Annotated in this window: 10 protein-coding genes; 7 read left to right on the top strand and 3 right to left on the bottom strand. The window is 64.4% G+C overall.

Annotation, left to right across the window (positions count from 1 at the left end; all coding sequences use genetic code 11):
• Positions 1-37: 37 nt before the first annotated feature.
• A complete protein-coding gene (locus tag V474_RS26170) occupies positions 38-175 on the bottom strand; it encodes a hypothetical protein (protein WP_169795041.1) in 138 nt (45 codons plus the stop codon).
• Between the two features lie 307 nt (positions 176-482).
• Here V474_RS26170 and V474_RS08440 point away from each other — a divergent pair, with 307 nt between their 5' ends.
• The gene (locus V474_RS08440; RefSeq protein ID WP_148649331.1) at positions 483-1799 is read left to right on the top strand and encodes an NAD(P)/FAD-dependent oxidoreductase; all 1317 of its coding nucleotides are present in this window, start codon (positions 483-485) and stop codon (positions 1797-1799) included.
• On the opposite strand, the gene V474_RS08435 is transcribed toward V474_RS08440, so the two are convergent.
• Positions 1762-2709, bottom strand: coding sequence for a LysR family transcriptional regulator (locus V474_RS08435; RefSeq protein WP_082699671.1), 948 nt, complete (start codon positions 2707-2709; stop codon positions 1762-1764). The genes V474_RS08440 and V474_RS08435 overlap by 38 nt on opposite strands.
• 274 nt (positions 2710-2983) lie before the next feature.
• Here V474_RS08435 and V474_RS08430 point away from each other — a divergent pair, with 274 nt between their 5' ends.
• The 6 genes from V474_RS08430 to V474_RS08405 all read left to right on the top strand — a co-directional run bounded on the left by V474_RS08430 (position 2984) and on the right by V474_RS08405 (position 10286).
• Positions 2984-3589: a sugar dehydrogenase complex small subunit gene (locus V474_RS08430; protein WP_201786012.1), complete on the top strand. Its 606-nt coding sequence runs from the start codon at positions 2984-2986 to the stop codon at positions 3587-3589.
• Positions 3586-5232 carry a GMC family oxidoreductase gene (locus tag V474_RS08425; protein ID WP_059151077.1) on the top strand — a complete coding sequence of 549 codons (1647 nt, stop codon included), beginning with the start codon at positions 3586-3588 and terminating at the stop codon, positions 5230-5232. The genes V474_RS08430 and V474_RS08425 overlap by 4 nt, the downstream gene beginning before the upstream one ends.
• Positions 5229-6656, top strand: coding sequence for a cytochrome c (locus V474_RS08420; protein ID WP_082699670.1), 1428 nt, complete (start codon positions 5229-5231; stop codon positions 6654-6656). Before V474_RS08425 ends, V474_RS08420 begins: the two co-directional genes overlap by 4 nt.
• The gene (locus V474_RS08415) at positions 6653-7987 is read left to right on the top strand and encodes a carbohydrate porin (protein ID WP_059151076.1); all 1335 of its coding nucleotides are present in this window, start codon (positions 6653-6655) and stop codon (positions 7985-7987) included. The genes V474_RS08420 and V474_RS08415 overlap by 4 nt, the downstream gene beginning before the upstream one ends.
• A 51-nt stretch (positions 7988-8038) precedes the next feature.
• A complete protein-coding gene (locus V474_RS08410; protein WP_059151075.1) occupies positions 8039-9100 on the top strand; it encodes an aldo/keto reductase in 1062 nt (353 codons plus the stop codon).
• Between the two features lie 196 nt (positions 9101-9296).
• Positions 9297-10286 carry a LacI family DNA-binding transcriptional regulator gene (locus tag V474_RS08405; RefSeq protein ID WP_059151074.1) on the top strand — a complete coding sequence of 330 codons (990 nt, stop codon included), beginning with the start codon at positions 9297-9299 and terminating at the stop codon, positions 10284-10286.
• Positions 10287-10502: 216 nt separating this feature from the next.
• Here V474_RS08405 and V474_RS08400 read toward each other — a convergent pair whose 3' ends face one another.
• Positions 10503-12593, bottom strand: a complete 2091-nt coding sequence (locus V474_RS08400) for a phosphocholine-specific phospholipase C (protein ID WP_059151073.1) — start codon at positions 12591-12593, stop codon at positions 10503-10505.
• Between the last annotated feature and the right edge of the window lie 4 nt (positions 12594-12597).

Raw genomic sequence — 12597 nt, 5'->3', positions numbered from 1 at the left:
TTGAGAATTGCTCGCAAGCAGGGGTGCCGAATTGCCATTATGAAAAACGCCAATACTGCACGGCCCGGTCTTTGCCGGTTGGGCCGATAATGAAGTTTTGGTTGGCTATCCGGCCAAAGGCCATGGTCAGTTCGCGGGAAGTCGTCACCTGGTCTGTTTTTCTGTTGTCCTTCAAGGTGGTAAGGACCTTCCACGCCGGTCTGTTGCTAATGGTGAATTCGCGGGTGCAAAGTACACACTTGTGCTGCATTGCAGCATGGTCGAGAACGCGACCGCCTTTCAGGCATCCTCTCCCAAAACTTTCAAAGCCGACCCTTGTGGTCGGCTTTCCTTTTTGCAGGAGCGGGCGATCATTGCGTCTGGGCCAAAATTCCGTCGATCACCAAGCTTGCGGCCAGACACAACATAACTCGGCAGAAAATGCGGCATCAGCACAGCGCCTCGATTGCCAGTCATTCGGCCACCACCATCAGGAGTAGATTATGAAAGCCGGCAAGATCCAGATCGTGATCGTCGGTGGCGGTGCGGCAGGCCTCGAACTGGCTGCCAAGCTAGGTAGGCGATACGGGCGAAAGCACCACGACATCATCCTCGTCGATCGCACCAGAACCCATATCTGGAAGCCCCTGCTTCACGAAGTTGCAACCGGTTCACTCGACGCCAACATGGATGAAGTGGGCTATCGCAGCCACTGCCACCGCTGGGGCTATCGCTACTTCTACGGCTCGCTGGCGTCGATCGACCGTACGGCGCGCCAGGTCCATCTTGCCCCGGTCAACGACGACAAGGGCAACGAAGTCGTGGCCGCTCACGTCATCCGCTACGACTATCTGGTACTGGCCTACGGCTCGGTCACCAACGACTTCGGCACCCCCGGCGTCGCGGACAACTGCACCTTCCTCGACAGTCACAAGCAGGCAGACGCCTTCCGCGACCGCCTGCTGGACCAGTGCCTGCGGGTTTCGCGCGCAATGACGGCCAGCCCTTCCGACAACGCGCGGGTGCGGATCGCGATCGTGGGCGGCGGCGCGACCGGCGTGGAACTGGCGGCGGAACTCTTCAACGCAGCCGAAGCGCTCGGCTATTACGGGCTTGAAGTGTTCGACGGCAGCCGCCTGGAAGTGACCCTGATCGAGGCTGGCCCGCGCATCCTGCCCGCCCTGCCCGAGCGGCTTGCTGCCGCCGCGCACCATGAACTGGAAGCCCTGGGCGTCCGCGTGCTCACCGACACGCAAGTGACTGCCTCCACTGCGCAAGGCATGGATACCCGTCAGGGGGAAGTCATCACGGCGGACCTTCAGGTCTGGGCCGCCGGCGTAAAGGCGGTGCCTATCGCTGGCGGGCTCGATGGGCTGGAACTCGCCCGATCGGGACAGGTCGTCGTGCGCCCGACCCTGCAATCGATCACAGATGAACGCATATTCGCCATGGGGGATTGCGCCTTCTGCCTGCTGCCCGGCGAGGAACGTCCGGTGCCGCCCCGCGCGCAGGCCGCCCACCAGATGGCCGACGTGGTCTTCGACAATCTCAAGCGCCTCATGACAGACAAGGCCCCCGTTCCATTCGTCTACAAGGACCACGGGTCGCTAGTGTCGCTCAGCCGCTTCTCCACCGTAGGGTCGCTGATGGGTAATCTCGTCGGCGGCAAGCTGGCGGTGGAAGGACGGCTGGCCCGATTCATCTACCTCTCGCTTTACCGGATGCATCTGATCGCCATTCACGGATGGATCAAGGGCGCGGCGCTGATCACCGTCGGTCACGTCAACCGAATCGTTCGACCGCGCCTGAAGCTGCATTGACGTCGCCTTCCACGCCCCACGGTTCCATGGCATGAAAACTACGGATGAGTTCCTGGCGCGCGCTCGCAGTTCTGGGATTGCGAAGCGCACTGGGAGCCCAGACCAGGTAGTAGGACATCAAGGGGTCCTCCATAGGCCCGGCAATGGCTCGCAGCCGCCCCTCCGCGATCTGGGACCGACAGAAATACTCGGGCATCACAGTCCAGCCATAGCCGCTCATGGCCAGCGTTCGCAGCGCGTGAAGATTATGCGCCATGAAGGCGACCGGTTTCGTCCCTACCGTGATCGCCTGCCTGCTCGCCCAGAAATCGACCAGCGATCGTTCGAATGTATAAGCCAGCAGCGGCTGCGATTGCAGCCCCGCTTCAAGATCGGCCGCCTTCTCGATCTCCGCAACGACTGCGGGTGCCGCCACCGCACGAACGCGTTGGCGCAGTAGTTTTTCGCTGCGCAAGCGCTTGTCGTTCACCACGAAACCCGAAATTCCGAGGTCGCAGTGCCCATCGAGAAGCAATTGCTCTAGCTGACCGGGCCCAGCCGCATGAAGCCGTACGAGCATTCCGCTGTCCAGCAGCGGCAGCAGGTGCGGCGTCACGAATTCAGAGAGAAAGTCGCTTTGGCCGACGATCTGGATTGTCCCGGCCAGTTCTTCCGACCGAACCCGCGCCGCTGCCAGAGCCATTTCAGCCGCATCAAGACGATCGCCAAGGTCTTTCGCCAGTTCATGCGCGGCTGCGGTCGGTACGACGCCCTGATTGCGCCTTTCGAATAAAGACCGCCCGATCGTCCCCTCAAGCCCGGCGACATGCTGCGAGACTGCGGGCTGGGAAAGGTCAAGCGCACGCGCGGCAGCACTGATCGAACCGTGCCGATAGACTTCGATGAAAGTGCGTAGACGTTGCAAGGACATGTCCTGCCATAAAATACTTTATGGCCGTACGCCAATAGCATTGTGGGGCCTTTGCATCGCGATGCGATAAGGCCGGCAACCATGACGGATCGGTTTTCGGCCAAAATCCATAACTTTGGAAGACCGATCCCCCATGGCATGACGTACCCGGTGCCAGAACACCGTGCGTTACGGTCGGATAATGCGATCGGCGGGCATTGGCCCGATTAAATTTCTTATGACCGCTGGGGTTAGCCTGCCTTTTGGCCTGCTGCCTCATCGTGGAGGCAGTTCGATGGATCAGGCAAGTGATCTCGCTTTCGAGGGAACCGGAGATATTGCCAGCGGCATGACGCGCCGTGCGTTTGCTATCGGCACGGCGGTGAGCCTGATGCTCGCTGCGTGCCACGGAACGGCGCCATCGCAAATCGATGGCGCCGAAGGCGTCGTCGCGGTGCCCGAGGATCCGGTATTCCTCGCGCTGTCGCAGGCGATCACGGGTCATCCCGACCTCGATCCTGTCATCGCTGCAAGGACCGCACAGGCGTTTCGTCAGCTTTTCCCGGACATCGCGGCCACGTTTGCCGCGCTCGCCGCGCTGGCCCGCCAGCACCCCAACCCCACCGCCCTGCTGGATGCCACTACTCCGGCCCAGCACGAGGCGGCGCTGGCCATCGTCGCCGCCTGGTACACCGGCACCGTCGGCACCGGAGTGTCCGCGCAAGCCATTGCCTATGCCGACGCGCTGATGAACCGGCCGGTCGCGGACGCCCTGTTCCCGCCAACCTATCAGCTTGGCGGTCCCGCCTGGTGGACCGCGTCGCCGCCCTCGGTGGAGATATCAGGCACTGCTGCCCGCCCGAACGGCGCCAGACAAACTGCAGGAAAGTCGCAGAAATGAGGGAAGTTGATTTCATCGACGGCGATGCCGCCGCAGACGTGGTGATCGTCGGTTCCGGCGTTGTCGGGGCATTGATCGCGGATCAGCTGGCTGGCGAAGGTCATGCGGTCCTGGTGCTGGAAGCCGGCCCGCGCCTCAACCGCGCGGACGTGGTCGAAAACTGGCGCAACTTCAGTTTCGAACGGCGGGCCGGCAACGATTTCCAGGGCCCCTATCCGCAATCACCCCATGCCACCGCACCGCTCTATTGGCCGGCGAACGACTACATCCACCTGACAGGGCCCGACGCCAAGGGCTTCAAGCAAGGCTATATCCGTGCCGTGGGCGGCACCACGTGGCACTGGGCAGCGTCGTGCTGGCGCCATCTGCCGGTCGACCTCAAGATGCAGTCCACTTATGGCGTGGGGCGCGACTGGCCGATCAGCTACGACGATCTCGAACCTTACTATTGCCGCGCGGAGGAGGCGATGGGCGTCTCCGGTCCTCACGACCCTGCGCGCCAGTCACCGCCGGAGCGCAGCCGGCCCTATCCTTCAGACATGGTACCTTGGGGTCACGGCGACACCGCGTTCGCTGAAGTGGTAAACCCGCATGGCTACAATCTGGTACCGATCCCGCAAGGCCGAATGGTCAAGCCCTGGAAAGACCGCCCGGCCTGCTGCGGCAATAACAACTGTCAGCCCATCTGCCCGATCGGAGCGATGTACAACGGTATCCATTCGGTGGAATCGGCCGAACGCAAGGGCGCCAAGGTTCTGGCTGAATCGGTGGTCTACAAGATCGACACCGACGACAACAACCGCATCACCGCAGTCCACTGGTACGATGCCGACAAGGTCAGCCACAAAGCCACGGGCAAAACCTTCGTCATTGCCTGCAACAGCGTGGAGACCCCGCGCCTGCTGCTGCTCGCGGCGAACGCACGCAATCCGCGCGGCATCGCCAACAGCTCCGACCAGGTCGGGCGCAACATGATGGACCACTCCGGCTTCCACTGCACTTTCCTGGCCGACCGCCCGATCTGGCTCGGCCGCGGCCCGGCCCAGTCGAGCTGCATGGTGGGCCCGCGCGACGGGGCGTTCCGCTCGGAATACTCGGCGAACAAGATCATCCTCAACAACATCAGCCAGATCCACAACGCAACCAAGAAGGCGTTGGCGATGGGCCTTGTAGGCGAGGCGCTCGACACCGAAATCCGCCGCCGCGCCGCCTATGGCGTCGACCTGTCGATCAGCCTGGAGCCGCTGCCCAATCCCGCCAACCGGCTGACGTTGTCCAAGACCCGGCGCGACGGGCTGGGCCTGCCCTCCCCCGACATCGCATACGAACTGGGCGACTATGCCCGCAAGGGCTACGACAAGGCCTGCGAGCAGCTTGAACACATCGGCAAGCTGTTCAACGCCGACGAATTCCACATCACCACCGACCTCAACGCCAACAACCACATCATGGGCGCCGTCATCATGGGGTCAGACAAGCGCGATTCCGTCGTGGATGGCGATTGCCGGGCCCATGACCATGCCAACCTGTGGCTGCCGGGCGGCGGCGCGATCCCTTCGGCCAGCGTGGTCAATTCCACGCTGACCATGGCGGCGCTTGGCATCAAGGCTGCGGATTCGATCTCGCGGAGCCTGGCGGCATGAGAGCCCTCGCGATCCTTTCAGCCGCACTGCTTTCGCTTGCCGCGCCGCTGGCGGCGCAGGCGCAGCCTACCGCGCAGTCCCGCTTCACCGCAGCGGAAATCGAGCGCGGACGCTATGTCGCCACCGCCGGCGACTGCGCCGCCTGCCACAATGCCCCCGCATCGGCGCCAGGCAGGGAAGGCGCCGAGATGGCCGGCGGCTATCCCATCGTATCGCCGCTGGGCAGCATCTATTCCACCAATATCACGCCTTCGCGCACCCACGGCATCGGCGCCTATTCCGAAGCCGAGTTCGCCCGCGCCCTGCGCCAGGGCATCCGGCGCGACGGCGCGCCCCTGTACCCGGCCATGCCTTACACCTCCTATGCCGGACTGAGCGACACGGACGTCCACGCTCTCTATGCCTACTTCATGAAGGGCGTGCGTCCGGTTGATCGCACGGCGCCGGCCACCAGCCTGCCCTTCCCGTTCAACATCCGCACCTCGATGCGGGCCTGGAACGCCCTGTTCCTCAAGGACGAGCGGGTGAAAGTCGATCCGGGCCACGACGCGAAGTGGAACCGAGGCAGGTATCTTGCCGAAACGCTGGGGCACTGCTCGACCTGCCATAGTCCGCGCGGCTTCCTGATGGAGGAAAAGACAGGCTCCGCGCTTGCCGGCGGTCCGCTCGGCGCGTGGTATGCGCCCAACATCACGTCGGACAAGATCAGCGGCATCGGCGGCTGGTCGCAAGCTGAAATCGCCCAGTACCTGGCCACCGGACACGTTGCAGGCAAGGCGCAGGCCGCAGGCGACATGGCCGAGGCCGTGACCCACAGCTTCTCGAAACTGACGCGATCCGACATCGATGCCATGGCCGCCTACATCGCCACTGTTCCCGCCGTGCGCGACGAGGGCGACAAGCAGCCTGCCTACAGCTACGGCAAGTCCGGCACTTTCGAGGCGGCGATCCGGGGCGGCACACAGCCCGCCATGGCAGGCGCCCGCCTTTACAGCGGCCTGTGCGCCGCCTGCCACGGCCGCGACGGTGACGGTTCACCCGATGGCGCGATCCCCTCGCTCCACCACAACAGTACGGTCGGCGCCTCGCGTACCAACAACCTGATCGCGGTGATCCTGCACGGGGTCGATCGCACCGTCGGCGACCGTCATGTGCTGATGCCCGGCTTCGGGGAAAACTCGTTCGTTCAGCCTCTCAGCAACCTGCAGATCGCCGAACTCGGGACGTTTCTTCGCCAGACGTTCGGCCCCGGCGACGCCATCAGCGAGAAGCAGGTCGAGATCGCCCGTTCGCAAAGTTCGCTGTCGATCCTCCTGCTGATGGCCCGCACCGGCATGGTGTTGCTCGCCCTGATCCTCATCGGCATTGTCGCCTGGCGGCTGCGGCGCGGCGGTCTTCGCCATGCAAAGGCAACCCTGGCATGAAGCGCACCAGCCTGATCCTGGCCGCGCTGGCCGCCAGCGTGCCGGCCCTGGCATCGGCCCAACCCGTCAATGCCACCGCGCAAACGCCCCCGGCCGCGAGCGACGCCGGCGACGATGGCGCTGCAATGGCGCAACCCGCCGCCGCCGCGAGCGGCCCGCTGGACAGCGTGAAGCAGGAGCCATTGCTGCGCAACTGGGCTCTGCGCAGAAAGCTGGCCGCCGATGGCGTCACCCTCAACGGGCGCTGGGTGGTGGAACCGGCGGTCAACACGCGCGGCTACAAGGGCAGCGGCCTCAACGTGGTGAGCAGCATCAATATCGGTGCGGACCTCGACATGGGCAAGCTCATCGGGGTCGATCACGGCACCGTGCGGATCGTGGTGACGGACCGCTTGGGCGATGCCACCAACAGCCGGCGCACCGGCGCCTATATCCAGAACCAGGCGTTCACCGGCCAGGGCAAGAACGTGCGCTTCAACGAACTGAGCTGGGAACAGACCTTTGCCGACGATCGGCTGGCGGTGAAGGCCGGGTTCTATCCGATGGGCAATGATTTCGGCAAGCTGCCTTATACCTGCAACTTCACGAACAACGGCAACTGCGGCCACCCGCTCGGCCCGGTCTATTCCAGCGGCTGGCGCGACGACCCGACCGGACAATGGGGGGCACGGATCAAGTGGTCCGACCCTAGTGGCTGGTACGTCCAGGCCGCGGCCTTCGACGTCAACACTCTGAGGAACCAGGCCGGGCACGGCTTCGATTTCGATTTCGACGGCGAGCGCGGCATGTTCTTCCCGGTCGAGGTCGGCTACGTCCATGGCAAGACGCCGTCGGACTATGCCGGAACCTACAAGGTCACCGGCTATTACGAGACCTCGCGCGCGGCGCTGCAGGGCGCCCCCGACCAGACCAAAAAGGGACGCACCGGCGCGATCTTCCAGGCGGCGCAACAGATCTGGAAGCCTCAGGAAAGCACCGTGCGCGGCATCTCCCTATTCGGCGTCTACACGATCGCAGACAAAGATACCGGCCTGATCCCGGCCTATTACGAAGCGGGATCGAGCTGGCGCGGCATTCTGGCCAGCCGTCCCGACGACATCCTCAGCCTGAGCTGGACCAAGGCCCGCATCAACTCGCGCCTGGCCCGCTACCAGGCGGCGAACGGCGACGAGCCGCAGACCAGCGAGGAACTGTGGGAGCTGAACTACGGCGTGCAGGTGGCGCCGTGGCTGCTGGTGCGCCCGGCGGTGCAATATGTCATACGACCCGGCGGCTACGAAAGCCGGCCCGATGCCGTCGTCTTCGTCGGCCATCTCCAGGTGATCTTGTAAGCCACGGCGCGGCGCGCCCGACGATCTCTAGCAACGAAGGGACATTCTACCATGGAATATCGCCTGCTCGGCCGCTCCGGCCTGAAGATTTCGACCCTGACCCTGGGCACCATGACGTTCGGCGGCCAGGGCGCATTCGCCAAGACCGGCAATACCGATGTCGCCGGTGCCCGCCGCCAGATCGACATGTGCCTGGAGGCCGGCGTCAATTCCATCGACACGGCGGATATCTACTCCGCCGGCCTGTGCGAGGAGATCGTCGGTGAGGCGCTCGCCGGGGGCCGCCGCGAGAAGATGATCCTCGCCACCAAAGTCCGCTTTCCCACTGGCACCAAGGGCCCGAACGAACGCGGCCTGTCGCGCCACCACATCGTGCGCGCCTGCGAAGCCAGCCTCAAGCGTCTGCGCACCGATCATATCGACCTGTACTGGTGCCACGAATGGGACGGCCTCACCCCGGTCGAGGAAACCCTCGCCGCGTTCGACGACCTGACCCGCGCCGGCAAGATCGGCTATGTCGGCGTGTCGAACTTCTCAGGCTGGCACGTCATGAAGATGATCGCCGCTGCGGAGCGCGAAGGGCTGATCCGGCCCGTCGGCCAGCAAATCCACTACACCCTCCAGGCGCGCGAGGCGGAAAACGAACTACTGCCGATCGGCGTGGACCAAGGCGTCGGCACCGTCGTCTGGTCGCCGTTGGCGGGCGGATTGCTCTCGGGCAAGTATCGCCGCGGCAAGCCCGAACCGGAAGGAACGCGCAAGGCGGCGAACTGGGACGAGCCGCCGGTGCGTGACGTCGAGGCGCTCTACGACATCATCGAAACGCTGGTGCGGATCTCCGAGACGCGCGGCGATGCCACGCCCGCGCAGCTTGCCCTGGCATGGCTGCTGACCCGACCCTCGATTTCGAGCCTGGTAATCGGTGCCCGCACCGACGCCCAGCTTGAAGACAACCTGAAAGCGGCGGAGATCACGCTGACCGCCGACGACATCGCCCAGCTGGAGACGGTAAGCCGGCCCCCGCTGCTCTATCCCTATTGGCACCAGAAAAGTACCGCCTCCGACCGGCTCTCGCCCGCCGACCTCGCCCTGATAGCCCCGCATCTGGACTGACCGCAATGCGCTGCGTAGCCGGTCTTTCGGCCCACGATCGCGATCCCGGGGCCGGACCGCTTTACGTCACGCTGGGCCAGTAGGACGCGCCTTGCCCGCCTTGATGGGGAAAGGGACGTGCGCAAACCGCCTTTCCTAGTGGCACGGATGCCGATACGGCCACCGGCTTGAAGCCTAGCGGGAAATAAGGACGCGAATGCCTGACCGACCGATCACTTCGCATGACGTCGCCAGGCTCGCCGGTGTGTCGCAGTCCGCCGTGTCCCGGGCCTTCACCCCGGGCGCCAGCATTTCGGCCGCCTTGCACGCCAAGGTGAAGGAAGCCGCAGCGCGATTGGGTTACCAGCCCAATCTCCTGCCGCGCATGATGGTGCAAGGGCGTTCGGGCATCGTCGCGGTGGTCATCGGCGGCGCCTACAACCCCTTCCACGCCGCAACGCTGGAGGCATTTTCACGGGCTATCCAAACCGCCGGCAAACGCATCATGCTGGTCCAGGCCGAAAACGACCGCGCCCTGGATGAAATGGTCGGCGAACTCATCGGCTATCGGATCGATGGCGTCGTCAGCGCGCTGTCGATCCTCTCGCAGGAGGCCGCTGATGCGATCTCGGCGCACCGCATCCCGGTTGTGACGCTCAATTCCGGCATCATCACCGACTACATCCATGTCGTGGAAATCGACAACACCAGCGCTGGCCGGGCTGCGGCGGACCTCATGATATCGCGCGGAGCCACACGCCTCGCCTATATCGGCGCCGACAGCATAGCATCGCGGGCCCGCCAGGCAGGCTTCTGCGCGGCAGTCGAGGATGCCGGGCTGCCGGCTGCCCTGTGTCTGCCGGGAAGCCTCGATCATGACGGCGGCCTCGCAGCGGGGCGCGAGATGCTGGCGGCGGCGGTTCGTCCCGACGGTATCTTCTGCGTGAACGACCTTACCGCCATCGGAGTGATCGACGCGTTCCGTCTCGAAGGAGGGCTGACAATCCCAGGTGATGCTCAAATCGTCGGTTTCGACAACATCCCCGCCTCTCGATGGCCGGGATATAACCTCACGACCATTGACCAAAACGTGGGCCGGATGGCTGAATGCGCGGTGGAGCGGCTGGACGCCGCATCATCAGACGGTTCAGGTCAAGCCATCTGCGTCGACTTCACCCTTTTGGAACGAGGCACGACTTTTCCGTGAATTGGCTCGCGATTGCGCGAGGCAATTGCAGTAAAGGCGGGTCGCGTAACCCGGCTTTCGCCATTGGAATGCTCCGTGCGTGCAGTACAAGGTCACCCGCCTGGGAAAAACCTTGCCCCGACAAATGGACTCCGTCTCCATTCGGACGACGGCATATGGACCGGGCGGGGGCGATCTGCCTGAAATGGCCCTTGTGCCCCGCGCCTCGTCTTTTGATCAGACAACCCGTGGCCGGCTAATCGAGTCTCGGGCAGTTTCCATGCGCCCGCTCAGGCGGCGCAGGAACCGACCAGCTGGATCAACCACCTCAAGATCATACCAATAGCCTGAATCCTCTGCAAAGGAGGCGCGAACCACCTTGGCATCACGAGGGGCGACGACATGCCGGTCAGACTGCTTCGACAACAGGTCACGGCATTCGAGCGAAATCTGCTCAGCGCCCGCGTTCTCGATGTGTAGGATCATGATCTCGTCCTTTGGCACCTGGCGGAACGAGGTGACGAGACCGGATCGCGTGTCGCCGGCCAGTTCGCGAAACCAGCCGTTCGGCCCGCGGACCTGCATATGGTATTCGGCGCCGGGCCACACCCCGCGCAATTCCTTGCCCGGTTCCACGGTGTAGTGCCGAGGCGGCAGGTCCAGATCTTTGAGGTCGTGCACCTGGTAAACGATCGTCGCGGTACCTTCGTTGCGGAATCTGAGTTCCATCCCGGAAGTCGACGGCACTTCCTCGATGAAGGGGGCGTAAGGCAAGGCGCGCGAGCGTCTGGTGCCCCCCTCCTGATAGAGTGCCTGACCTAGAGCGGGAGGCATTGGCTGGGGCAGTCGCAGCGCCGCTTCCACCCGGACGATCGCATCGCTGGTGTCGGGCAGGACGGGCTTACCGGCAACCGGCTTGGAGAAGTCGAAGGCCGAAGTCAGGTCCCCGCATACTGCACGGCGCCAAGGAGTGATATTAGGCTCCATCACCCCGAACCGCTTTTCGAGAAAGCGGATAACCGAGGTATGGTCGAACACCTGCGAGTTGACCCAGCCGCCGGTGCTCCACGGCGATACAACCGTCATCGGCACGCGCACGCTCAGCCCGTAGGCCAGGCCGTCGCTGTGGATGTCGTCGGCGAAGTCCACCGTCGATGCACCCGAGCGGCTACCGTCGGGATTGAGCGCCGGGGGCGCCGGCGGGGTGACGTGGTCGAAGAAGCCGTCGTTCTCGTCGAAGTTGAGGAACAGCACGGTGCGCGCCCAGACCTTGGGATCGGCAGTCAGCGCATCGAGCACGCGAGCCGTGAAGTCCGCGCCTTCGACCGGGCTGGAGCCTCCGGGGTGCTCGCTGGCGCTTTGCGGCGAGGCGATCCAGATCACCTGCGGCAGGCGGCCTGCCAGCGCGTCGGCCTTGAGGTCCTCGATCGTTGCGCGGGCCATTGCCTTGTCGTGCAGCGGCTCGCCGGGCCTGGCATCATTGTAGGCCTTGAAAGCCACCGCCGGGTTGGTCAGGCCCCAGAAGTTGTCCTTCGGGTCCTGGTACACCTTCCAACTGATCCCGGCCTTCTCCAGCCTTTCGGGATACGTTGTGTAGGTGTAGCGCGGGCCTTTGCCATAATTGGTGAGGTCGATCTTGTAGCGTTCGGCCTGCATTTTCAACTCCGGGGTGACGACGGCCTTGTAGTCCATCGCCACGCCGGAGGTATTCTCCGTCACCGGGCCGCCGCCCTTGCCCTTCGGGTCGTTGCCGCCGGCCCACACGAACAGGCGATTGGGGTTGGTCTGGCCGTGGACCGAGCAGTGATATGCGTCGCAGATGGTGAACGCCTCTGCCAGCGCGTACTGGAACGGAATGTCACCGCGCCGATAGTGGCCCATCGTCAGCGGAGTCTTCCAGGCGATCCAGTCGTCCCAGCGCCCCCCGCGCGACGCGCCGGTGGCGTCCTTCCAGCTATGCGGAAGGTCCGGCACCTTGAGCGCGGCAGTAGTGCGCGAATCCAGGTGGAAGGGCGGGATCGACCGCTCCTCCTTGTCGCGCTGGTCCCATACCAGGCGCTTGCCCGGCTCGGCGCTGGCTTCCTTGGCAGGTAGCGGCACGGGGTGCGGATCGGCAAAGCCCTGGACCCCGCGCATCGACCCGTAATAGTGGTCGAACGAGCGGTTCTCCTGCATCAGGATGACAACGTGCTGGACATCCATGATCGTGCCGGTGCGGCGGTCGGCGGGGATCGACAGGGCGCGGGCGATGCTGGGGGGCAGCATCGATCCGGCCACGGCGATCCCGGCGCCCTGAAGGAAGCGGCGGCGGTTGGGGGTGTGGGTCATGACG

This window comes from Novosphingobium barchaimii LL02 (assembly GCF_001046635.1).
GTDB classification, from domain to species: domain Bacteria; phylum Pseudomonadota; class Alphaproteobacteria; order Sphingomonadales; family Sphingomonadaceae; genus Novosphingobium; species Novosphingobium barchaimii.
The sequence above is the reverse complement of the archived record's forward strand: the minus strand, read 5'-3'. Positions and strand labels throughout refer to the sequence as shown.